The organism is Arthrobacter sp. ISL-95, from assembly GCF_018613695.1.
Taxonomy (GTDB): Bacteria; Actinomycetota; Actinomycetes; order Actinomycetales; family Micrococcaceae; genus Arthrobacter.
The window spans coordinates 249,446-272,300 of the sequence record NZ_JAGGPR010000003.1 but is presented as its reverse complement, the minus strand read 5'-3'; the positions used below and the strand labels follow the sequence as shown (position 1 = coordinate 272,300).

Genomic DNA, 22,855 nt, shown 5'->3' with positions numbered 1-22,855 from the left:
ACTCCGACCGCGACGGAGACGGCGACTGCCACTCCGACCGCGACGGAGACTGAGACGGCGACTGCCACTCCGACCGCGACCGAGACGGTGACGGCGACTGCCACCGCGACTGAGACGGTGACGGCGACTGCCACCGCGACCGAGACTGAGACGGTGACGGCGACCGCCACTGCCACCGCCACTGCCACAGATCAGTCTGTTCCCTTGGCTGGCACGGGCAGGAATCAAGGCGCCAACGTGGACACCGCCGTCGCTCTGTCCCGAACCGGCTCCACGCAGCAAACAACCATATTTGGGTCACTCTGTGTTGGCCTTGGCGCGGCGGGCATCGTGTTTATTGCAACCCGGCTGCTGATGACTAAGCGCAGGGGAAGTCAGCAGGAGTAATCCCGTGCGGCGCCACGCTGTTCAACGGGGGAGGCATCGCCGCAACTTTGTTCCGGCGAGGCTGGCCGGGCAGCGGTGGGGCAGGGCGGCGCTCGTCGCCCTCCTCGCCGCGGTCCTGCTGGCCGCCGGGCTTCCGGCCTGGTGGTCAGCGCAGGTAACTTCCAGCAACTTCCAGCCCGCAGCCGTCGCGGCGGCACCCCGGCCCGCGACAAGCATCACGGGCTCCCCGCTGCCAAGGAGTCCCTCGGCTATACCGCAGGAGTCCGCTCCGCAGCACCAAGTGCTGGAGGAGGAGGTCACTGCTCCGGAGGCCGGTGCACAGCCGCTTCACATCAGCTACCACGCCGTGGGGCTTGACCAAGGCATACTGCCTTTGACGCCGACACCGCAGGAGCTGGCGCTGAATTCGATCGTTCCGCCTCACACTCCGGACGCCTATTGGCTTAGCCCGTACGGCATGCCCGGCGAGGGTTCTAACAACACCACCTATGTTGTGGGGCACAGCATGGAAGGGGGCAGTTCTCCCTTCAATAACATCAGCGCGCAGGCGAGAGCAGGTGATCTGCTGACGATCACCACTGCTGAAGGGCAGCTGGAATTCAGGGTGGACGGTGTCACCACTGAGTACAAAGAGACTTTGCGGGACAGCAAGATCTGGGACATCGTGCCGGGCCGGCTCATTCTGATCACTTGCTATGCGGCTGACCTGTGGGGGAAGAACATCATTGTCCAGGCAAGCCCGTTGTCCGGACAGTAGCCACTTCTGCCTGCGCGGCAGCCAGTTCAGTTCACAGTGTGTCGGCGCACTGCGGTAGGAGGCCGGGCCGTGGAAGACTGGGTGCATGTCTCCCCGTCGCAAGAAGCCGCGCCCCCAGTTCGACGCCGTTGACAAACAAGACCCCACGCCGCTGAGTAAGGGGCGCCGTCACCTCGCCATGAGGCTCGACGACGCGTGGCTTGGTCTTCAGACGCGTCTTGCGATCCGGCGTGGCCGGGTGGAAACCGTCATCCCTTACACCGGGTATGGGAGCACCTCCTGGGTCCGGGTCCTTGCCCGTGTTGTCCGCAGTGACCCCCGGGACGCTGCGGGGCACACCAATCCGTTGCAGGAAAGCATGCGCGGCTGGCGCAACTTCACCAGTGCGCCCGTTGCCCATGCTCGTGTGAAGGTGACCATTGCCGGCACTGTTTTCGAAGTGAAAGCTGACCGTGGCGGTGTGGTGGACGCGCGAATTCCGGTAGCCCTCGACGCCGGCTGGCACACCATCACCCTTCAGTCCGGAGAGTCCGAGACCGTGGAGGCTCCTGTTGAGATCGTCTCGGATGACGCAGAGTTCGGCGTCGTGTCTGACATTGACGACACCGTGATGGTCACTGCACTGCCGCGTCCGTTCCTAGCAGCATGGAACACTTTTGTCCTCAACGAGCACGCCAGAACCCCCACTCCGGGCATGGCGGTGCTGTATGAGCGGATTGCCCGGACGGCGCCGTCCGCTCCGGTGCTGTATCTGTCCACCGGAGCGTGGAACGTCGCGCCTACGCTGTCCCGGTTCCTGTCCCGAAATTTGTATCCTGCAGGGCCCAAGCTTTTGACCGACTGGGGTCCCACTCCTGATCGCTGGTTCCGCAGCGGCCAGGAGCATAAGCGGACCTCGTTGGAACGCCTCGCGGAGGAATTCCCCAACATCAAGTGGTTGCTGGTAGGCGATGACGGGCAGCACGATGAGGCCATTTACTCCGAGTTCGCCCACCGTCACCCCGCCAATGTGAGGGCCATCGCCATCCGCCAACTCTCGGCGGGTGAAGCGGTGCTGGCCGGTGGACGGTCGAAGTCCGGCGGTCAACCCACGCCCGGTGTCCCGTGGGTCTATGCCCCGGATGGGGCGGGAATGTCAGCCCAACTGGAAAAACTGGGCGTCATCCGGAACGAGGTTCGGTCTGCCGATGATCCTGAGGAAGGCGAAGTGACTGGCTCCGACTAACGGAGACCTGCCTCAAAGCCACCTCCAGAGGTCAGCGTCGGCGAGGTTGTCTCCGTGGCGGATGGGCCCGGCGGAGTTTCTTCTGCGGCGCACATTAACGTCTTGGCGGGAACGGTTGGGGGAGCGCTAGATGTACTGCCCAGGGACAGCTAGAACAGCGGTATCTGGACTTCCTTGATCCATTCGCCTCGGCGGTAATCGCGGGCTTTGACCACCACGCAGTCGTTGTGGACCTCTACTTGCAGTCCGCTGGCTTCGCGGCCATCGAGGGCGCGCTCGCCGCCTGCGCCATTGTCCTCCCAGAGCGTCTGAACGGCGCCGGTATTGATGACCTGGAAGCCTTGGAGGTTGCCTCTTCCGGGAACTGTCCGGCGGACTTCCCAGTCAGCCAGCTGAAGTGCCCAGTGCGTGTGGGCCGTGAAGACGAAGACGTTCTTGTATTTGCCAAGAATGCCCAACAGCCGGTCCACCTGCAGGTAGTCCTTCTTGTACAGGTTGTTGCGGGTGCCGGAAACGGTGTCCGGGAACGGGTGGTGGGTGAAGACCATGACAGGCTGGCCTTTGCGAGCCCAGTAGGCCAGGCGCTGCTCGAACCAGATGATCTGTTCCTCGCTGAGCCACACCTCGTCCCAGAGCGTCGTGTCGTGGTAGTGCATGTACTTTTCCGTGCCCAGGATCAGGCCGGGAACACCGCCGAGGTCGATCTCGGTGTACACCTTGTCCCGTCCGGTGAAGGTGAAGAAGCTCTGGAAGAGGGAAGCTTCCGTGGTTCCGTTGGGCCACGTGGCTTGGGCAAGTGTGGCTGGGTTGGAGTACTTGGGAACATAGAACTCGTGATTGCCGATGGCCCAGTGGACGTTGGCGGCGTGGGTGTTGGCATCCAATACCTTGCGCACCGCCCCGTACTCAAAGTCGTAGCCCCGTGGGGTGATATCGCCATTCACCACCAACCCTGCGCTTCGTCTGCCGGGATTGGTTTGTTCAATGTCCTTGAGCGCCAAGTCAAAGTCGCCCAGATCTCCCTGGATGTCGCTGATGACGGTGAAGACTGTGGGCTTGCCGGAGGGGCGGTTGCTGCCGTGTCCGTTTTCGGTTGCCTGCGCTGGAGAAGAGGCGACGGCCGTGGCACCTATAGTGGCCAACCCTGCGATGGATGCTGTGATAGCAGAGCGGCGGCTGGGGGAAGTCATGATGGAACCTTTCACTCAAGGGGATGCGTGGACCCTCAGAATGTAGGTGCGTCCGATGAATTGCCGGCAAATGGACAGTGGCTAACTTGTCATGACAGGTTGGCCATTTGGTGATCACAACAAAGCGTGAGGTTGTTCCTTGCTGGAATCGCGGCGCGAAGTTGTCTAGCCAAGTGGTCTGATCGCCGCCGGTTGGCTGATGCGAGTGTTCAGCCCCCCGACTGGCTGAGCACGTCCGCGTCCCTGGGCGCGCCGACGGATCCCCGGTGAATCAGGGTGGCCACCAACTCCGGAGCGGGCCCGGCGGACTTCCTGCCCTCGATCTGCCGGATCAGTGCTGAGGCCGCCGCGATCCCCATGTCATAAACGGGCTGCGCGATCACGGTGAGCGGGGGAGTGGTGAGACGGGTCCAGGCGAAGTCGTCGTACATCAGGAATGAGACGTCATCCGGGATGGACAGGCCCGATTCCTGGATGGCTTCCACAACGCTCAAAGCGATCAGGCCGTCGGAGGCGACGATGGCCGTGACGGGGTCCGGTCCTAGCAGCAGGTCTCGGGTGATCCGCATGATGGAATCGGCGTCGCCTGCATTGAGCCGGATGAGGTCCGAGGGGTAGGGCAGGTCAGCGTCGTCGAAGGCTCGGTGAACTCCGTCCAGTCGGTCTGAGATCTGCGAGGAGTCCAACGTCATCCCGGGAACATACGGGGCGTCTGTGCGAACGGTGGAGACAAAGGCAATCCTTCGGTGCCCCGCTTCGATCAAGTGTGTCGTGGACTCGTAGGAAATGCTTCCCATGTCCACCGCAAAGGTCTCAACGTCAACCCCTGTAGCGGCGCGGTCAAGCAGAACCAACGGCCTCCCGGACTCGCGGACCTGCTGCAGATGCGAGGTTTCCAGGGACGAGGCCGGCGCCACAATGAGCCCATCCACACGCTTATCCAGCAGTACGCGGACGGCGTCCACTTCGGCAGCCCGTTCCTCGTCAGTGTTGATGAGGATGACGTTGTATCCGCTCTTTTTGGCGGTGTCCGTGATGCCCCGCATCGCGAGCCCGAAGTGGGGGTTTTCGATGTCGCCCACCACCACGCCGATGGTGTTGGATTTGCCCGTGTTCATGCTGCGTGCAAGCTCGTTGGGCCGGTATTCAAGCTCCTCGGCTGCGGCGAGGACGCGCTCGCGGACGTCGTCGCTCACAGCACCGTAATTGCCCAGCGCACGGGCGGCTTGTGCTTTGGACACTTTCGCGGCTTTGGCGACGTCGGCAACCGTTACGTCCCGCCGTCGGGATCCGTCAGTGCTCATGTTCACCTTTCAAGAGGGGTGTTGACGCGGCTTTGTGAGTTCCGCTACATTTCTAATCAATCGATGTGAGTCCGGTCTCAATCCTAGGGGCTGAGACCGGACTCAACAAGACCCCCCATCGAGCAGTAACTTTCAGCGGCTCCTAACAGCACCGCTTTCCCTCCCACGATTGGACAACGCTGTGATCAAACTGAACTTCCGCCCGGCAGCTCTCGCAGCAGCAGCTTTGGCGGCCATTCTCGCCCTCTCAGGATGCGGTGGATCTTCCGCCAGCTCCTCGTCATCAGCCGAGAACCCCTACGGCCTGATTGAACCCGGCACCATCCGCGTAGCCAGCCTCGGTGACTCCAAGCCCTACACCTTCACGGACGGCTCCGGTAACTTCACCGGCTTTGACGTGGAACTCTTCAAGGACGTGGCCCACCGCGCCGGCGTAGACAACGTTGTCTTCACCGGACAGGACTTCTCCGGACTTCTGGCAGCCGTAGCCAACGGCCAGTTCGATGTTGGCGTTGCAGCTATCGGTATCACGGACAAGCGCAAGGAAACCGTGGACTTCTCCGATGGTTACCTCGCCGGCTACCTGACGGTCATCACTACAAAGAACTCGGGCATCAACGACGCCGACGGCCTGAACGGCAAGCGCCTGGGCGTGGTCCAAGGCACCCTGCAGGAAGCCTATGCCGTGAAAAACTTCACCTCCGCGCAGCTGGTCCGCTTCCCGGACAACAACACCGCCATTGCAGCAGTCAACAGCGGTTCCGTGGACGCCCACTTCCTGGACTACGAGGCCGCCAAGGAATACCAGGAACAGTTCGGGCTGGTAAGTGCCGCGGACATTCCGTCCTTTGATGCCCCCGCCGGTTTCGCAATCGCCAAGGACAAGCCCGCCTTCAAAGAAGCCCTGAACAAGGGCCTGGCGGAAGCAATGGAAGACGGCACCTGGAAGAAGCTGTACGAAAAGTGGTTCCCGGGCTCGCCGATGCCTGAGCAGTACCTCCCGAAGGCCGAGCAGACTTCCAGCCCGGCCCCGACCGCCAGCAAGTAAGCATCCCCAACACCTAACGACTGAGAGCATTCAATGGACTGGCTCAATACCATCAGCCGCACGTTCTTCGACTTTGACGCCATGGTCGAAGTACTGCCCCAGCTCCTCGGAGTTGGCCTCCTGAACACCCTGATCATCTCCATCGCAGCAACCATCCTCGGCGTAGTAATGGGCATGGTGGTGGCGGTCATGGGTATCTCGCGGTCCAAGTGGCTGCGCATCCCTGCAAGGATCTACACCGATCTCTTCCGCGGCCTCCCCGCCATCCTCACCATCCTCCTGATCGGCCAGGGTTTTGCGCGATTGAGCCAGTCGGTCTTCGGGCCCTCTCCTTACCCGCTGGGAATCATCGCCCTGAGCCTCATCGCCAGCGCGTACATCGGCGAGATCTTCCGGGCCGGTATCCAGAGCATAGACAAGGGCCAGGGGGAGGCTTGCCGGGCGTTGGGCATGAGCTACTCCAAGTCCATGGCTCTGGTGGTGGTGCCGCAAGGGATTCGCAGGGTCCTGCCGGCCTTGGTGAACCAGTTCATTGCAATCGTGAAGGACTCTTCGCTGGTCTACTTCCTGGGACTCCTGGTCAGCGAGCGTGAACTGTTCCGGGTAGGCCAGGACGCAGCGGTACTGTCCGGCAACCTTTCGCCGCTGGTCATGGCAGGCATCTTCTACCTGATCATCACGGTGCCGCTGACGCACTTGGTCAACTACTTCGACAACAAGTTCCGCACCGGCCGACGCCGTCCCACGGCGCCCACCAGTGGGCTGAAGGAACTCAAGGAACTCGATGCGGCCTCGCCGCTCATCACCGGGAGCAACACGTGAACCTCACAAGCAGCAGCAGCAGCGCTACCAGCACTAACCAGCCAAGCCAGGACATTGAAAAGTTCCACGGCTCCAGCCTGGAACTGCAGAACTTGACCATGGCTTACGGGGACGTTGAAGTGCTCCGCAACGTCAGCCTCAACGTGGCGCCGGGGACTACTACCTGCATCATCGGGCCCTCCGGTTCAGGCAAGTCCACGCTCCTGCGCGGCGTCAACCGCCTGCACGAACCCAAGAGCGGGGATGTGCTGCTGGCCGGGGAGAGTGCCCTCAAGGTCAAGCCGGACATCCTCCGTGCACGGATCGGTATGGTGTTCCAGCACTTCAACCTCTTCCCGGATCACACCGCCTTGGAAAACGTGGCGTTGGCCCTGTGGAGCGTCAAGGGAATGTCCAAGTCCGAGGCCCGGGAACGCGCCCGGCGACGTCTCGCCGAAGTGGGCCTCGCCGAACGCGCCGATCACCGGCCGCGGGATCTCTCCGGCGGACAACAGCAACGAGTCGCAATTGCCCGCGCACTGGCCATGGAGCCCGAGGTCATGCTCTTCGACGAAGCCACCAGCGCCCTGGACCCGGAGCTCGTCAAAGGTGTCCTCAACCTCATGGCCGGCCTTGGTGGCCGCGGCATGACCATGCTGGTTGTCACCCATGAGATGGGCTTCGCCCGCAAAGTGGCGGACCAGGTGGTGTTCATGGATGAAGGCGAAGTGGTGGAAATCGGAACCCCCACAGAGCTCTTCGACAACCCCCGCAGCGAACGCTTGCAGCGCTTCCTCTCGGAAGTCCTGTGATGGGCGGAACTCCTGTGGAGGGCAAGTCAACAACGGCACCCATCCGGACCGCCGTCGTCGGGTTTGGCGTCTCGGGCAAGGTGTTCCATGCGCCCCTGCTCCACGCGGACCCGAACTACTCACTGGACGTGATCGTCACGGCCGACCCGCAACGAAAGGCAGAGGCTGAACGCCTCTACCCGCAGGCAACGGTCGTCCCCACGCCGGAGGATATGTTCGCCCTTGCCGGGAACCTGGACCTCGTGGTCCTTGGCACACCGCCGCTGACGCACCTTGAACTCGGTGCCACGGCAATCGCCCATGGGCTCAACGTTGTGGTGGACAAGCCTTTCGTCACCACGGTTGCCCACGGTGAGGAGCTTGCAGAGCGAGCGTCCGACGCCGGTGTGCAGCTCACGGTCTTCCAGAACCGCCGGTGGGATGCCGACTTCCTGACGCTGCGGAAACTTCTGCGGGAAGGCGCCTTGGGTGAGGTGCGGACCTTCGAGTCGCGTTTTGAGTGGTGGCGGCCGGAGGGCTTCGGGAACTGGCGCGATTCAGCCACCTTGGCTGAAGGCGGCGGCATCCTCCATGACCTTGGCGCCCATCTGATAGACCAAGCCATCCAATTGTTCGGCCCTGTGGAGGAGAGCTACGGGGAGACCAACAACCATGGGCCTCACCCGGACGCTGCCGACACCGAAGCTTTCGTGTCCCTGCGTCACGAGTCCGGCGTCCGGACACGGCTGTGGATGAACGGAATGGCCGCCCAAGTAGGCCCGCGCTTCCACGTCCTCGGCTCCAAAGCGGGCTACACCAAGTGGGGACTCGACGGCCAGGAACCTGCCCTCGCAGCCGGAATCACGCCGTCGGACGCCTCCTATGGCCGCGAACCCCAGGAGTCTTGGGGGCTGCTGGGAGTGGACGGGTCAGCTACCCCGGTCCCGGCGGAAAAGGGCGACTACCCACAGTTCTACAGGGAGCTCGCGGCCTCGCTCCGTGGGCACGGACCACTTCCCGTGCAACCGGCCGAGGCGCTGGAAACCCTCAGAATCATCGAAAATATCCACGCGTTCGCCTGAGCACGTTTCAGCATCCAGAACACGAACGCGTTTTGAGCATTCAGAACCCGAAAGAGAGATCACGCATGTCCTCCACCAAGCACGTTGCCGTCATCGGAGGCGGCATCCTGGGCGTCTCCACCGCCGTCCACCTGCTCCGCCAAGGCGCTTCGGTCACTCTGCTGACCGAGCAGGGCCTGGCCAGCGAAGCCACCGGCCGGTCCCTGTCCTGGCTCAACTCGGCGGGCGAACGCTCCACGCCTTACCACCAGCTGCGTTTGGCCGGCGTGGACCGGTACCGCACGCTTTTCGCCGCGGATCCCAGCCGCGAATGGTTGCAGTTCGGGGGTGGCCTCATGTGGAACGCGGCCGGCCAGGGCGAGGCCACCAAAGCACGCCACGCCTACGAGAAGTCCGTCGGCTACGATTCCCAACTTTTGGCCCCCGAAGAGATCGCCTCGGTGACACCCGGCATCGACTCCAGCGCGGTCCCGGAGAACGCCATCTTCAACCCCGGTGAAGGATGGGTCAGCCTGCCGGACCTGGTGAACTTCCTGATGGAGGAATTCCACGCCTTGGGCGGCCAACTGGTCCTTAACGCCGGCAAGGCCTCGGTGATGGTGCACGACGGCCGTGCCACCGGCGTCGAAACTGCAGGCGGTGAAACGTACCCCGCTGACGCCGTGCTGGTTGCCTGCGGTGCGGCGACCCCCGCCGTAGTGAAGCCATTGGGCGTGGAAATCCCCAACGGTTCGCCGGTCTCCATGCTGGTCATCACCAAGCCCGTGGAGCACCAGGTCACCACTGTGATGAATACCCCGCGGGCCGCTATTCGCCCTAATCCGGGCAACACTTTCGCACTGGACCACGACTGGTACGAGGAGAGCATCACGGAGCACGCCGACGGTACCTTCACCATCCCGGATGACGTTGTCCAAGAACTGGCGGACGAGTCTTCCAAGCTCATCGCGGGCAATCCCGAGCTCAAGCCCGCCTCGTGGAAGATCGGCTACAAGCCCATCCCCGGGGACGGTGAACCGGTGTTCGGCGAACTCGGCCAAGTGCCGGGCTGTTTTGTGGCCTTCACCCACTCCGGAGCGACACTGGGCCTCATCGCCGGTGAGTTGTTGTCCGGTGAGATTCTGAGCGGTGAAAAGCACCCGATGCTTGCCACGTTCCGTCCGGGCCGTTTCTCCTAAGTCCGCTTCGCGCCCAGTCTCTTTTATAGAGAAGCCAATGGCCCCGGTACGCCATCTGCTCAAGCGTGTCGGGGCCATTGGAATTTAAGGTGATGGAATCAGCAGGTCATGGTGCCCTTGAGGGGCTTGCCCGTCCAGAAGTTGTTGGAGCCTGGAACCTTGTAGAGGCCCCGGATTTCGTAGCTCCAGGTCCCGATGATCTCGATGCCCGAACTGTACGTTCTTCCCGCGGCTTGGCTGGGATCGCCGGTGAACTCGAGGCTGCCGAAGCGATCGTAGATCTTCACCTCGTAGTAGTTGGCGTTCGCCACCGGTCCGTAGGAATTCACGGTGACCACGGTGTGGAGGCCCAAGGTGCATTTCATGCTCACATTGGCGGTGGCCGGAGCTGGAATAACAGCTGCCGAGAACTGCGGAGTGGCGCGCTCACTGTCCGTGAAAGCAGCAACAGCGGCCGTGGGGCCGGCTATCAGGCCAAGAACCACGACGGCGACGATCACCAAGGCACGGAGGAAACTGTTCCGCGATGTCACGGTGATCGTTCTCCTTCTCTGATGAAGTGGCTGTGCTTGATGGGATACTCGCCGGGCCTGATCGGGCTGGGGGAAAGGAAACCGATCAGACCCGGCGGGGCTTGGTGGTGCTTACTTGGTGGTTTCGGTGCGTTGGGTGCCGGTGAAGGCGAAGGCGATGGTGGAGGTGGCGCCTTGGAAGTCGTTGTTCGCGGTGGTGGGGAACGCGGTGGTGACTTTGAGGTTGTCGGTCTTGGCCGAGGTCAGGGAGGCCAGGTTGCTCAGGGCCTTGTTCGCTGCGATCACGGGGCCGGAGGCCAGGACGGTGCTTCGGGTGCCGGTGCAGTTGTAGGGTGCGGTGGCACCGGTCCAGGCCACGGAGCAGTTCTCGATGGTCAGCTGCAGACCGTTCGTCACGTCCGTGGTGAGCAGCGAGGCGGTGGCGCCGGCGGAGGTGGTGAGGGTTACGTTGTTCAGGTCCGAGTTGCCGGTGTTGGCCAGGGTGACGAGTTTTTCGACTTTGTCGCCGGGCAGCAAGCCAGCTACCGGGACGTTGAGGGTGTTGGCCGGTCCGGGGGCGCCCAGGGCGATGGTGACGGTGCCTGCGGTGACGGCTTGGGAGGCTGAGGTGGAGGAAGTGAACGCGCCGTAGGTGCCCATGCCGGCGACGGCGGCTGCGGTGCCGACCAGTGCGACGGAAGCGAGGATCTTGCCGGAAGTGGTCTTGAGGCTGATGGCCATCTGAGTATGGTCCTTTCGGGAGGCCACCGCGGGTCCGGCCGGCCGTTCATTTTTCCAGCCTCTCTGGCTGACAAGAACTACTGTGCCGGGCCCGGATCAAGAACAAATCCTGTGAACGGTCAACACTTCCTCAGGAAAACCTCAAGACTCCCACAAGCCAATCCCAAGCAGGCGCATCGAGCAGTTTCGGAGAAGCCGTATATCCGCGGGCAACCTACGGTTAGGGGTATCAGTACAAAAGACCAAGGGGAGCGAACACCATGACGGATACAGGCAAGCCGGGCACGAAGGAAAAGTCCTACGACGGCTTCACGGAAGAGGAGCGCGCCGCAATGAAGGAGCGCGCGCAGGAACTCAAGAAGGTGCCACGCAAGAAGGCGTCCGAGGCGGACGGCGAGGATGATGTGATGGCCAAGATCGCTGAGATGCCCGAGTCGGACAAACTCATTGCCGAGCGACTCCACGCAATCGTCAAGGAACACGCGCCCGAGCTCAGCCCCAGAACCTGGTACGGTATGCCGGCCTATGCCAGGGACGGGAAGAACGTCGTGTTCTTCCAGAGTTCCCACAAGTTCAAGGCGCGGTATGCCACGCTCGGCTTTGAAGAGAACGCGAAGCTGGACGACGGCGCCATGTGGTCCACGTCCTTCGCCGTCACCGAAATCACGCCCGAGGTGGAAGCCCGGATCGTCGAGCTCGTCAAGAAGGCAATGGGTTAGGGGAGAGCTGCCCTGAGGATATTACTGCTACATCGGCTGGCTGTTGGCTGGCGGTAAATCCGGATTCATGGGTTCCAGGTTCGGATCTTCCGCCGTCCAGACCTGGACGATAGCCCAGGTGACGGCAGCGATGGGTACGGCCAAGACGGCGCCGATAATTCCGGCGAGGATTGTGCCTGCCGTCAAGGCCATCAGGATGACCAGTGCGTGGAGCTCCAAGGACTTGCCCATGACGATCGGTTGGAGGAGATCACCTTCGAGCTGATTGACTGCGATTACTACGATCACCACAATCAACGCCACGATAGGACCGTTGGCAACGAGTGCCACCAGGGCGGCCAGGATTCCGGCTCCTGTGGCACCCACCAAGGGGATGAATGCGCCGATGAACACGATGATCGCCAACGGGATGGCCAATGGAACCTGCATGATGAGCAGGGCCGCGCCGATCGCCACCGTATCCACCAATGCAACGATCGCCGTTCCCCGGACGTAGCCGCCGAGGACCTCCATGGTCCGCTTGCCAACACGGCGGAGCTTGGCTTCCCGCACGCCCTTGAAGGGGCGCAGGAAGAACTCCCAAATTTTGGCACCGTCCTTAAGGAAGAAGAACAGGATGATGATCACCAGGCTGGCGCCGGCCAGGAACTCAGTGACCACGGACAACCCGGTCACTGCTCCGGAGCGTACCTGGCTGCTCTGCGCGAACTCCACCACGGCTTCGCGCGCCTGGTTCAGTTGCTCCCTTTCAAGGGCGAACGGTCCGGTCAGCAGAAAGTTCTCGAGTTCGTCCAGCCCACCTGCTGCCTGACTGATTAACTCGTCCCACTGGCTACGCACCGACAACACGATGATGGTGGCCACTCCGCCGAGAACGATTAATAAGCCCAAAAATGCGACGCCCGTTGCTACGCCTCCGCGCCATCCGCGGCGTCGAAGTATGTTTACGAAGGGGCCGATTGCGGCGGCCAGAATCAGCGCGATGAGGACAGGGATGACAAGCAGTCGGATTTGAAGCAGCCCGAACACCGCCACCGCTGTCAGGGTCAGAATCAGCAGGATCTGACTTGCCCGGACAGCCGTCCGGCCCAGTGAGTCCTTCCAAAGATCGGGCTTGGCGGGCTTGGCGGGTTTGATTGGCTTGGGCGGCGCGGAAATGTGGGCTGTTTCCTCGGATGCCGTCATGGTGAGCTCCTGTTCATTCGCATCGGTTAACCGACGAGATCAAACATAAGCCTACTGACTATCTTCCTGATGTGGCGACGTATCCCGCTGGAATGACCCAGTTACTGCGTCGGATCAGGGTGTGGCGGAACAGGCCCGGGATCCGGAACCGGCGATGGGCCGGGGCTTGGATTCGGGTCCGGAATGGGGCTCGGGGGAAACGGTGTGGTGGGATCCGGGGGCGGCGGAACAGGCCCGGGATCCGGGGGAAACGGCTCGGGCTCGTGGGTGGGAGGCAGTGTCACGATCTCTCCTTTGCGTACTGAAGGGTATTGCTCCGGCAGATAACTGCAGCCTACTCCCGGTTTCGATTCAGCTACAGGGCTGCTCTGCGCACCCAGCGGACAGAAACGGACCGCAATGCTGGCTACCGTGGGAACAAAGACACGAATGGGGAGGCGTGGAAATGCGAATTGCAGTTGCAGCACCAACCGGCCATGTAGGCCGCCATCTTGTGCCGATGCTGATCCGGGCCGGAGCGAAGCCGCTGTTGCTTCTCCGGGATCCGGATGCCCTGGCCCCGGATATCCGTTCCGAAGTGGATGTGGCAAGGGTTGACCTGCTCGACGCCGACGCTGTGGTCCAGAGCGTATCCGGCGTCGATGCCCTTTACTGGGTGGACCCGCCTCCGGCGGGCGACGACCCGCTGGCCGAGTACAAGCTGGCTGCCGATAGTGCAGCGAAAGCAGTCACCGCGGGCGGCGTGGGCAGGGTGGTTTTTCAAAGCAGTGTTGGAGCTGAGAACCGGCACGGCATGGGGGAGATCGACGGACTGGCTGCCACTGAAGTCGCATTGAACGCGACGGATGCCAGTGTGATCCATCTGCGCTGTGGCTACTTCTTTACCAATCTTGAGTTCCAGTTGGATGCGATTCGAGCAGGAATGCTCCAGGTTCTGCTTCCCCTCCACCAGCCCATGGCGTGGGTCTCGCCCCGGGATATTGCCGAGGTAGCGGCCGGGCGCTTGCTGTCCGCTGAGTGGCGGGGACACCACGTCGAAGCCGTTCACGGACCGGCTGACCTCTCGTGGCTGCAGGTTGTCCGGATCATCTCTCAAGCCGTGGGGAAGCCACTTGACGTAGAACGGATACCCGAAGAGTCCATGCGCGGCACCTTGGCTGGACTCGGGATGAGTGCCGCGCAAGTTGATTCGTTAGTGGGTATGTCCACGGGCTTTCTTGGTGATTTCACCCCCGAGCAGCAGCGGTCCGTCCACAGCACTACGCCCACCACTCTGGCCGGGTGGGCTTATGCGGAACTGAAGCCGCTGTTGGTATAACGTGCCCATGAGTGGTTTTTAGGTCATATGACCTAGAATCTATTTCATGAATGATTTTCTCGAACTCGACACCGCAGGTCCTGTACTGATCGTTGGCGGCTACGGCACCGTCGGCACGGCCCTTACACAATTGGCCGCAACTGAATGGCCCTTGCTCCTGACTGGCAGGAACCCCGAGCGAGGCAGCCACCTGATCAGCGAGGGGGTGCCAAGCCCCAACGTTGCACTCCGGAAATGGGACCTCAATCAGGCGGAGCCCTTCGCCGCCAAGGTCAGGGCGGTCATCAGCACCGTCAACGATCCCAACGACAGGGTGCTCCGCGCCGCCGTCGGCTCCGGCATTCCGTACGTTGACGTCACCCGTTGGACCAGTCGCGTCACCAGGGCAATCACCTTGGCCACCCTTTTGAAGCCAACAGCTCCCGTACTGCTGAGTTCCGGATGGATGGGTGGTGTTACCAACATCGTCGCGGCCTTCTTGGCGAAAGAGCTGGGCGGGGCGGACCACGTCGACGTCGCCATCCGCTATGACACCAGCGATCAAGCCGGCGCAGATTCCGTCGACTTCATTGACAGGCTGGGACTGGACTTCGAAGTACGCAAAGGCGGTAAGGCCGCCGTCGTACGCCCCCTCACTGACACGCGCTGGGTGGACATCGCCGGGCACCGTACCAAGGTTGCCCGGCTCGACACGCCTGAACAGTTCACCTTGCCGCTGACTCTTGGGGCCGGCTCGGTTGCCACACGGATCGGGTTCAGTTCCAATACATCCACGACGGCGTTGCTCGCCGCTCGAACGGCGGGACTGTTCCGCTGGGGTAGCGGGGAGCGGTGGGCGCCACTGCGGCGTTCGCTTTTGTACTCGCCCGGATCGGGTGGAATTGCGCATGTCCGCGTTGACGTGAAGGGGCCGCTAGGGGAAAGAACCGCTGTCATTTCTGATCCCCAAGGGCAGGCGCACCTCACCGCCTTGGGTGGTTTGCTGGGCCTGTTCAACGTCCTTGGTGCCGCAGCCGAGCCTGGAGTTTCCTTCCCCGAATCCAGTACGGCGTTGGGTTCGGCGGTCGCGAAACTCGAATCACACGGTGTGACAATATTGAGGTCATGACCGAAAGCAAGGGCGCCCTGAGGAAGGCGGCGCTCCTTGACGCTGCTGAAAATGTGCTGGTTACCAAGGGCAACGCGAATGCGGCCATGCGGGATTTCGCCGCCGCAGCCGGGGTCAGCATCGGGCACTTGCAACACTACTTTCCTACCCGCGCGGACCTGATTCGAGCGATGCTTGAGCGGAGTCTCGAACGCTCGCTGCAGCGGCTTGTTGAAGAGACCGGCCTTAACCTTGGCGTCGCGGCGGCCGGAGGCCTGACCCGGGAGGAATCGGGGCGACTCCTGACGGCGCTGCTCCACGAGCACTCAGCCCTCGAGGACGTGAAGATGCACCTGGAAATTTGGGCCGTGGCCTCCGCCGACCAGCCAGCGGCGGATGCGCTGAGGAGCTTCTACGCGCTGTACGCAGCTCATGTCGGCGGGGTGGTGCGGCGGGGAAGGCCGGACCTGCCGGAGGTTGAGCATGCCGCTATTGCTACCGCGATCGTGAGCCTTTTCGAAGGCGCAGCGGTGACGCGCTCGGACATCGCTGGCCTGCGAACAGAGCTTGGAGACGAAGCCATCATCCGCACGGCCCAGTGGTTGATCCACGGACAGGAACCCGCCCCATGACTCAGCTTGCGCCCACACCGGCGCAGCTCCGCTGGCAGCAGCTCGAATGCGGCGTCTTCATCCACTTCGGCATCGACACCTTCGCCGGCAAGGAGTGGAGCGACGGCACCATTCCGGCGTCGAGTTTCAACCCGACAGAACTCGACGCCGGCAGTTGGGTCCGCACGGCGAAAGCGGCAGGTGCCAAGTACCTCATCCTCACCGCCAAGCACCACGACGGATTCTGCCTCTGGCCGACGGCCACCACCGGCTACTCCGTTGCATCCTCGCCATGACGCGCCGGAAAGGGAGACATCGTCCGGGAGGTGGCCGACGCCTGCACAGAGCAGGGGATCGGGTTGGGTCTCTACCTGTCCCCGTGGGACCGCAACGCCGACTCCTATGACGATCCCGACGCCTACGACGACTTCTACGTCCAACAACTCACGGAACTCTGCACGGGCTACGGTCCGCTGATGGAATTATGGTTCGACGGCGCGGGCTCGGTGGGCCGCGAGTACCACTGGGACCGGATCATCGCTGTTGTTAAGGAACACCAACCTGACGCCATGATCTTCAACATGGGCCAGCCCACCATTCGCTGGGTGGGCAACGAGAATGGGCTGGCGTCTGATCCCGTCAACTACGTTGTGGACCGCACGTCCGACACCCAGTACACCGATTCCAGCTCCGGTCTGCACGCCGAACACTATTTGCCGCCGGAATGCGACGTCTCCATTCGCCGGGGCTGGTTCTGGCACCCGGATGACGAACCAAAATCCGTGGAGCATCTGCTCGCCATCTATTACCAATCGGTGGGAATGGGCGTCAACCTTCTGCTGAACGTGCCGCCGGATACCCGAGGACTCATTCCTGACGGCGACATTCTGGTTCTGAAGGAGTGGAAGGCTGAGCTTGACCGTCGCTTCTCCAGTGCGGTTGAGGCGACACTGGGACATCACGACGGCGGTGTGAGGCTGAGCTTCCCGGCTGCGGTCACGTTCAACCATCTGGAGTTGGTGGAAAACCTCAGTTCGGGGCAGCGGATCACGCACCATGTGGTGTCTGCCGAAGGCGTGGATCTTTTTGATGGGATGACCGTGGGCAACCGGCGAATCCACCAACTGCCGGTCACCACAGCATCAGAGCTTCACGTGAAGTTGTCAGGCCATGGCGGAAGCCTGGTTTCGGCGCGGGTATTTGCCGGGGCTTTGGATGCTGAGGTTCCAGTGATCCCCTACGGATATGAAGCCCCCACGAAGGCGCCGGAGTAGCTCTTCGGTATGCGGGGAGCTTACTGCTTTGCTTTGCTGCGGGAAATCCTCGTGTCATGAGGTGGTTGTCTGGTGGTTACCGGGCAACTATTTTGCCGGCACCTAAAAATGTCGGTGCCCACTGACATGGTTTATACATGGAGCGGATTCGGGGAACTCGGGCAAGGGCAGTGGTACCGGATGCCCTCGTTCCTGCCTCGCCTCAAGGCCCGACGTCCCGCGTTCCCGCCCTGGACGCCGCTGTGCGCGGTGATCGTCCGGCAGATAGTACCGGTCTGGCAAGTACAGCCCGCCTGGCAAGTACAGCCCGCTTGGCACATACTGCCTGCCTGGAAAATACTGCTCAGCCCGGCACGGCTCTAGAGGCCACTGTTCCGGCGAGGACGGTGAGTGGTGACTTGATTGAGCAGTTGCGGGTGCTGGAGGAGATGAAGTCGGCTATCACGGCTTTGCAGGCGCGGGTTGCTGTGGCTTTTGATCTTGCTCAGCGCGCCGAGCAGGCTGAGGCTGGTGTTCCTGCGGCGGAGCGTGGTCAGGGGGTGGGTGCTCAGGTGGCGTTGGCGCGTCGAGAGTCCCCGAACCGCGGGTCTAGGTTGTTGGGTTTGGCGAAGGCCCTGGTGATGGAGATGCCACGGACGTTGGCGGCTCTGCAGTCCGGGCAGTTGAATGAGTGGCGGGCTACGTTGTTGGTGAAGGAGACCGCGTGCCTTTCTGTTGAGGACCGGTGTGCAGTGGATGAGGAACTTGCCCCCGATACCGGGACCTTTGACGGGAAGGGCGATAAGGCGATCGTTGCGGCGGCGAAAGCTGCCGCGTACCGTCGTGATCCGCGGTCGGTGGCCGGGCGGGCCAGCCGTGCCGCCGCGGAGCGGACGGTGAGCTGCGTCCGGCGCCGGATACCATGACGTACCTGACCGCGCTGTTGCCGGTCGCCCAGGGTGTGGCGGTGTATGCCGCGTTGAGCCGGGCGGCTGATTCGGCCCGTTCCACCGGGGAAGCAGAGACTGGCGGGGTTATCAGGGGCCGTGGTCAGGTTATGGCTGACACCTTGGTCGAATGTGTCACCGGAACTCCGGGCGGGTTCTCCGGAATTAACCTGGACCTGGTCATGACGGACCGGACCCTGTTCCAAGGGGACAGCGAACCAGCACGGCTGCAGGGTTACGGAATCGTCCCGGCGGAATGGGGAAGGGAACTTCTCGGCTTGGGGCAAGCCGGGAGCTTAAGGCCGCCGACCAGCATGGGACGGTCAGCCGCCACACCGCAAGCAACACTGGATCCAAAACAAGCAGCACAGGATCCAAAACAGGCAGCACAGGATCCAAAACACGCAGCGCTGGATCAAGACCAGGCAGCACAGGACCAGGAGTTCGATGTCTGGCTCCGTCGGCTCTACACAGCACCGGCCACCGGAGAACTCCTGACCAGTGACTCCAAGGCCCGGTTCTTCCCGGCAAGGCTTAGGCGCTTCATCGAAACCCGTGACGACACCTGCCGCACCCCCTATTGCGACGCGCCTATCCGGCACATTGACCACGTCATTCCGTGGCGCTCCGGAGGGAAAACAAACATCGCGAACGGCGCCGGACTTTGTGAAGCCTGCAACCACACCAAAGAAAACCCCGGTTGGACCACCAAATCCCTCCACGGGCCAGGGCACCCACTGGAAATCCGCACCCCAACCGGTCACACATACCAATCCAAGGCCCCGCCCCTGCCCGGGCATCAGCCCTCCAGAACGTAAACACCCGCCACGTAGACAGCCACCACCTAAACACCCGCCACAGATTCTGGTGACGCCTGCCCAAAACGGGCTCTTAGAAAGTTTTTGGAAAAAGTTTGAACCCCGCGTAACCCTTTGCGGTGCCGTGACGATTACGTCATTGAAAGGGCCGAGCTGGAATTTGTCCCCCATCATGTTCCAGCTCGGCTCTTCCTTGTCTCGGGGGTTCTGGTCTCGTAGGAGCTTGTCTCGGGGAGACTTTGACCCGGGGTGGTTTGGTCCCGAGGGTGTTTGCAGGACCAGCGGGTCCTTCCATGGAAGGCCGGGCCGAGCGGTTACCCTTGGTGGGGTCGTCCGTTGGTGACAAGGCGGATGTCCAGGCCCAAGCAACGGACCTGCCGCCGATCGAAAGCCTCATTCCCGTGACCGACGCATTGACCGATGAAGCGCTACATGCACTCAAGGGCAATAACGCGGAACTGTTTGGCGCCGTCTACCAGGCGTACGCCGGCCAGGTTCTCGGTTATCTGACGGCCAAAGGCGTGCCAGATCCGGAAGCAGTCACGCAGGATGTGTTTCTTGCCGTCCTGCCCCGGTTGGATGACATCAGCGGCGGGGTACATGGCCTCCGGACCTTCATTTTCTCGGTGGCTCATGCCCGCATGGTGGATGAGCACAGGAAGCAAAGCAGGGCGCCGGAACAGCACGAGTTCGAACCCGAGCGCGATACTCGGGAAGTGAGTTCCGCAGAGACGGAAGCTCTGGGACTCTTGGCCCCCAAGGAGGTCATGAATCTCTTGGATTACCTTGGCGACGAGCAGCGGGAGGTCTTGACCCTCCGCATCGTGGCAGGCCTGACCGTTGAGCAGGTTGCCGACATCATGGGGAAATCCGCCGGGGCAGTGAAACAACTGCAGCGGCGGGCACTTATTACGCTCCGTGAGCATTCGGCTGTAAAGGAATACGTGGCGCCATGACATACAGGGATAGCGAACGCGAAGCGATCGTGGACGAGCTGCTGCTCGACGCCGATGCCGCCGACTCGCCCGACGTCCGGCGTGCGCTCCTCTCAATGGGGTCCTTCGCCAACCTTGCAGCCCCTACTCCGGGTGCGGAGCTCTCCGCCATGATGGCTGGCCCACATGATGAAGTCAGCAAACGCCGCTGGAGGCACAAACACCGTACAGCGGTAATCAGTGTTGTCGTGGTGGCGGCGATGGGTCTGGGCGTCAGTGGAGTTGCTGCCGCAAGTTCCGGGTTCACTCGGAACCCATCTTTCCTGGATGAGCTGCTGCGCAACGTCCGGCCACAGCCAGCAGCAGCCGCGCCCGTCCTGCCGATTCCCGACGCACCGCGTGTCGTCACCGAACCCGCTCCGGTGGCGGACCCCGCAGCGATTCCGCCGGTGCCAGGCGCTGGATCCATACCGGTGCCCGACAGCGTCGCGTCGGGCCAAACGCCCGCACAGGTACAGGCGCCCGCGCAGCCGCAAGTACCTGGCGCGGTTCAAGCACCCGCTAAACCTTCGGAACAGCCTGCCGCCGGCCCCGCCCACAGCAGTGCCACACCCGGCAGTGCCACACCCGGCAGTGCCACACCCGGCAGTGCCACACCCGGTAGTGCCAAACCCGGTAATGCGACACCCGGCGGTGCTACAAAGCCGAATACTGCGCCCAATCCAACCCCTGGCCCGCAGGCAAAGCCCGGCTCAGGCAAGGAAGAGAAGCAGCAAGCCGCCAGGCCTGATGCTTCGCTGCAAGGTGCCGGGAGTGCCGGGAAGCCTGCAAAAACCCTGCCCGGGGCGGATGGCACAAACCCAGGACACCTGCCTCCGGCTCTGAGTAACAAGAAGGCCGAGCAGCTAGCCCAGACGTCCGCGGACAAATGGAAGCAGTGGCTGAAACGCGGCGATCGCTAGCAGCTCGACGCTCGGCCGCCGCCCAGTGCAGTCGGCGCGCTTGTTCCTCCCAGAAGCCCACGGCTGAGCCGGCGCCCGCTTGCCCAAGTCAGCGCTGTTGAGAAGATGCACAATATTCGGCAAAGCCGCTCCGGTGGGGCCTAGTAGGCTTGGGTCATGATGCATGTCAACGATCCGGCCGTCGTCGAGAGGTTGATGCGAACAAAGGGCACTTGGGCAATTGTTGGCCTCAGCACCAATGAATGGCGCTCCGCGTATGACGTCTCCCTCTACGTCCGGGACAAGATGGGCATGGAAATCATCCCCATCAACCTCAAGGGGGAGGACGTGCACGGAGAAAAGGGCTACACGTCCCTGGCGGAGATTCCCGAGGTCAGGCACCCCATCGACGTTGTGGACTGCTTCGTCAATTCTCAACTTGTGGGGGCAGTCATCGACCAAGCGATAGCGATCGGCGCCAAGGCCGTGTGGCTTCAGCTGGGCGTCTTTGACGACGACGCCGTACAGCGAGCCCGCGACGCCGGACTGGACGTAGTGGTCAACTCCTGCCCGGCACGCGAAGGCTGGCACTACGGCCTGTGACCGCTATTCCGATTCCTCTGCTAGATTGCAGCTGAATCACTTCTTAAGTCTTTGGGGGACAACCATGTTCGGCGGCCATTCTGCGGTGCCTTTTTCCACTCCCAGCAGGCGGGCCGTTTTCAGTGTTTTCGGCGCGTCCGTGGTGGCTGGCCTGACAGCGTGCAGTGCCGCTGAAGGTTCGACGCCGGTGCAGACGCCCAGTGGCGCTGCGGCCTCGCCCGAGGTGCCGGGCCCGAATGGTGCGCTGGCCGTCGGAGGCGAGGTTCCGACGTCGTCCGCTTCTCAAACGCCGACGCCCACCGCCACGAAGCGCATCCGGCGCACGTTCATCCCGGACTATCAACTGCCGCCGATTGTTGGCGGGCTGGCGCCGGTGATCACCAAGATCGAGACCAAGCACCCGGTGGTATTCCTGACCATCGATGACGGCAACATCAAAACGCCGGAGTCGATCAAGCTCATGGCGGAGTACGACTACCCCTCCTCACTCTTCCTCACCAGGGACACCGTGGCGGACAACCCTGCGTTCTTCAAGGCGTTCCAAGCCCAGGGCAGCCTGATCGAAAATCACACGGTCACGCACAACATCAACATGGTGCGGCAGTGGGGTTATCAGCAGCAGTTGAATGACATGGTGGGCATGCAGGAGTACGCGTTCCAGCACTACGGCCGCCGTCCCACCCTCTTCCGTCCCCCGGGAGGCGCGTACTCCAACGTGATGCGCAAAGCCGTGGCTGACGCCGGCATGAAAGCGATCGTCACGTGGGAAGCAAAGGCAAACGCAGGGAAGATGGACTACCAGGTGGGCAACTCGCTGCGCCCCGGCGATATTGTACTCATGCACTTCCGGGCTGAGTTCGCAGCTGACCTCGCGGCCTTCCGTGCCGCCCAGTTGGCTGCGGGGCTTGAAGTGGTGCTGCTGGAAGACTTCCTGGGCGTGGCGTAGGCGCTCGCTTCCTGATGAGGGGCGTGACCGCCGGCCCGGAGCGCCAGTAGGCTCTCCTCATGGATGTTCCCACCCTCCGCGAAATTTGCCTCAGCTTCCCCGGCGCGTTCGAAGACTTCCCGTTCGGCCCCGAAACCTCCGTGTTCAAGGTGCGTGCCGCCGTCGCTGGTGGGGCGCGGCACGAGGCCAAGATGTTCGCGATGTCCTCCATGGACCCGGAGAACTGGTCGGTGAGCCTCAAATGCGAGCCGGCGTTGGCCGAACAACTCAGGTCGGCGAACCCGGAAATCACAGGTGCTTGGCACATGAACAAAACCCATTGGAACGGAGTCCGCCTGGATGGGGCCCTTTCTGACGGCATGATCCGGGACATGGTGGAGGACTCTTACGACCTGGTAGTGGCCACGCTGAGCCGCAAACAGCAGGAGCAACTCGGCTGGGCCCGGCTCGCGAAACCGCAGGGCAACTGACACGCC

The 22,855-nt window shown here is 62.5% G+C and carries 22 protein-coding genes and 2 pseudogenes; 18 read left to right on the top strand and 6 right to left on the bottom strand.

Going from position 1 to position 22,855, the window contains the following annotated elements:
• The coding region (locus J7I86_RS22600; RefSeq protein WP_286179260.1) for a hypothetical protein at nucleotides 1-188 on the bottom strand (188 nt) is incomplete at its 3' end.
• Between the two features lie 203 nt (nucleotides 189-391).
• Here J7I86_RS22600 and J7I86_RS23065 point away from each other — a divergent pair.
• Together J7I86_RS23065 and J7I86_RS03545 are read left to right on the top strand one after the other, a co-directional pair.
• A complete protein-coding gene (locus J7I86_RS23065; protein ID WP_309476656.1) occupies nucleotides 392-1,144 on the top strand; it encodes a class F sortase in 753 nt (250 codons plus the stop codon).
• An 85-nt stretch (nucleotides 1,145-1,229) separates the two neighbouring features.
• Nucleotides 1,230-2,369: an App1 family protein gene (locus J7I86_RS03545; protein ID WP_214815574.1), complete on the top strand. Its 1,140-nt coding sequence runs from the start codon at nucleotides 1,230-1,232 to the stop codon at nucleotides 2,367-2,369.
• A gap of 149 nt (nucleotides 2,370-2,518) precedes the next feature.
• On the opposite strand, the gene J7I86_RS03540 is transcribed toward J7I86_RS03545, so the two are convergent.
• Entirely contained in the window at nucleotides 2,519-3,559 is a 1,041-nt protein-coding gene (locus J7I86_RS03540; RefSeq protein WP_214815571.1) for a metallophosphoesterase, read from the bottom strand.
• A 209-nt stretch (nucleotides 3,560-3,768) separates the two neighbouring features.
• Nucleotides 3,769-4,863, bottom strand: a complete 1,095-nt coding sequence (locus J7I86_RS03535; protein WP_214815568.1) for a LacI family DNA-binding transcriptional regulator — start codon at nucleotides 4,861-4,863, stop codon at nucleotides 3,769-3,771.
• 181 nt (nucleotides 4,864-5,044) lie between these two features.
• Here J7I86_RS03535 and J7I86_RS03530 point away from each other — a divergent pair, with 181 nt between their 5' ends.
• The 5 genes from J7I86_RS03530 (at nucleotide 5,045) to J7I86_RS03510 (ending at nucleotide 9,763) form a co-directional block, all read left to right on the top strand.
• Nucleotides 5,045-5,911, top strand: a complete 867-nt coding sequence (locus tag J7I86_RS03530; RefSeq protein WP_214815565.1) for an ABC transporter substrate-binding protein — start codon at nucleotides 5,045-5,047, stop codon at nucleotides 5,909-5,911.
• Nucleotides 5,912-5,944: 33 nt separating this feature from the next.
• Entirely contained in the window at nucleotides 5,945-6,733 is a 789-nt protein-coding gene (locus J7I86_RS03525; RefSeq protein ID WP_214815563.1) for an amino acid ABC transporter permease, read from the top strand.
• On the top strand, nucleotides 6,730-7,524 hold the full coding sequence (locus J7I86_RS03520) for an amino acid ABC transporter ATP-binding protein (protein ID WP_309476655.1): 795 nt from the start codon (nucleotides 6,730-6,732) through the stop codon (nucleotides 7,522-7,524). Before J7I86_RS03525 ends, J7I86_RS03520 begins: the two co-directional genes overlap by 4 nt.
• Nucleotides 7,524-8,585 (top strand): Gfo/Idh/MocA family oxidoreductase, encoded by a 1,062-nt coding sequence (locus J7I86_RS03515; RefSeq protein WP_214815560.1) that lies wholly within the window; start codon nucleotides 7,524-7,526, stop codon nucleotides 8,583-8,585. The genes J7I86_RS03520 and J7I86_RS03515 overlap by 1 nt, the downstream gene beginning before the upstream one ends.
• Before the next feature lie 65 nt (nucleotides 8,586-8,650).
• Complete coding sequence (locus tag J7I86_RS03510) at nucleotides 8,651-9,763, top strand: FAD-binding oxidoreductase (RefSeq protein WP_214815557.1); 1,113 nt, start codon at nucleotides 8,651-8,653, stop codon at nucleotides 9,761-9,763.
• 98 nt (nucleotides 9,764-9,861) lie between these two features.
• Here the strand turns inward: J7I86_RS03510 and J7I86_RS03505 are convergent, their stop codons facing one another.
• Together J7I86_RS03505 and J7I86_RS03500 are read right to left on the bottom strand one after the other, a co-directional pair.
• The gene (locus tag J7I86_RS03505) at nucleotides 9,862-10,296 is read right to left on the bottom strand and encodes a SipW-dependent-type signal peptide-containing protein (RefSeq protein WP_214815554.1); all 435 of its coding nucleotides are present in this window, start codon (nucleotides 10,294-10,296) and stop codon (nucleotides 9,862-9,864) included.
• 111 nt (nucleotides 10,297-10,407) lie between these two features.
• The gene (locus J7I86_RS03500; RefSeq protein ID WP_286179258.1) at nucleotides 10,408-11,016 is read right to left on the bottom strand and encodes a TasA family protein; all 609 of its coding nucleotides are present in this window, start codon (nucleotides 11,014-11,016) and stop codon (nucleotides 10,408-10,410) included.
• Between the two features lie 260 nt (nucleotides 11,017-11,276).
• Between J7I86_RS03500 and J7I86_RS03495 the strand changes: the two genes are divergently transcribed.
• The gene (locus tag J7I86_RS03495; protein ID WP_214815548.1) at nucleotides 11,277-11,735 is read left to right on the top strand and encodes an iron chaperone; all 459 of its coding nucleotides are present in this window, start codon (nucleotides 11,277-11,279) and stop codon (nucleotides 11,733-11,735) included.
• Nucleotides 11,736-11,762: 27 nt separating this feature from the next.
• Here the strand turns inward: J7I86_RS03495 and J7I86_RS03490 are convergent, their stop codons facing one another.
• Nucleotides 11,763-12,920 (bottom strand): AI-2E family transporter, encoded by a 1,158-nt coding sequence (locus tag J7I86_RS03490; RefSeq protein ID WP_214815545.1) that lies wholly within the window; start codon nucleotides 12,918-12,920, stop codon nucleotides 11,763-11,765.
• Between the two features lie 445 nt (nucleotides 12,921-13,365).
• Between J7I86_RS03490 and J7I86_RS03485 the strand changes: the two genes are divergently transcribed.
• The 10 genes and pseudogenes from J7I86_RS03485 to J7I86_RS03440 all read left to right on the top strand — a co-directional run bounded on the left by J7I86_RS03485 (nucleotide 13,366) and on the right by J7I86_RS03440 (nucleotide 22,849).
• Nucleotides 13,366-14,238: an NAD(P)H-binding protein gene (locus J7I86_RS03485; protein WP_214815542.1), complete on the top strand. Its 873-nt coding sequence runs from the start codon at nucleotides 13,366-13,368 to the stop codon at nucleotides 14,236-14,238.
• Between the two features lie 46 nt (nucleotides 14,239-14,284).
• Nucleotides 14,285-15,346 (top strand): saccharopine dehydrogenase, encoded by a 1,062-nt coding sequence (locus J7I86_RS03480; protein ID WP_214815538.1) that lies wholly within the window; start codon nucleotides 14,285-14,287, stop codon nucleotides 15,344-15,346.
• On the top strand, nucleotides 15,343-15,957 hold the full coding sequence (locus J7I86_RS03475) for a TetR/AcrR family transcriptional regulator (protein ID WP_214815535.1): 615 nt from the start codon (nucleotides 15,343-15,345) through the stop codon (nucleotides 15,955-15,957). Before J7I86_RS03480 ends, J7I86_RS03475 begins: the two co-directional genes overlap by 4 nt.
• Nucleotides 15,954-17,210 (top strand): annotated as a pseudogene (locus J7I86_RS03470) (alpha-L-fucosidase). The gene J7I86_RS03475 and the pseudogene J7I86_RS03470 overlap by 4 nt, the downstream one beginning before the upstream one ends.
• A 428-nt stretch (nucleotides 17,211-17,638) precedes the next feature.
• Nucleotides 17,639-18,954 (top strand): annotated as a pseudogene (locus J7I86_RS03465) (HNH endonuclease).
• A 401-nt stretch (nucleotides 18,955-19,355) separates the two neighbouring features.
• Entirely contained in the window at nucleotides 19,356-19,910 is a 555-nt protein-coding gene (locus J7I86_RS03460) for an RNA polymerase sigma factor (protein WP_214816845.1), read from the top strand.
• Complete coding sequence (locus J7I86_RS03455; protein WP_214815532.1) at nucleotides 19,907-20,851, top strand: hypothetical protein; 945 nt, start codon at nucleotides 19,907-19,909, stop codon at nucleotides 20,849-20,851. Before J7I86_RS03460 ends, J7I86_RS03455 begins: the two co-directional genes overlap by 4 nt.
• 156 nt (nucleotides 20,852-21,007) lie before the next feature.
• Nucleotides 21,008-21,433: a CoA-binding protein gene (locus tag J7I86_RS03450; RefSeq protein WP_214815529.1), complete on the top strand. Its 426-nt coding sequence runs from the start codon at nucleotides 21,008-21,010 to the stop codon at nucleotides 21,431-21,433.
• Nucleotides 21,434-21,620: 187 nt separating this feature from the next.
• Nucleotides 21,621-22,379 (top strand): polysaccharide deacetylase family protein, encoded by a 759-nt coding sequence (locus J7I86_RS03445; RefSeq protein WP_309476654.1) that lies wholly within the window; start codon nucleotides 21,621-21,623, stop codon nucleotides 22,377-22,379.
• Nucleotides 22,380-22,438: 59 nt separating this feature from the next.
• The gene (locus J7I86_RS03440; protein ID WP_214815524.1) at nucleotides 22,439-22,849 is read left to right on the top strand and encodes an MmcQ/YjbR family DNA-binding protein; all 411 of its coding nucleotides are present in this window, start codon (nucleotides 22,439-22,441) and stop codon (nucleotides 22,847-22,849) included.
• Nucleotides 22,850-22,855: the final 6 nt, after the last annotated feature.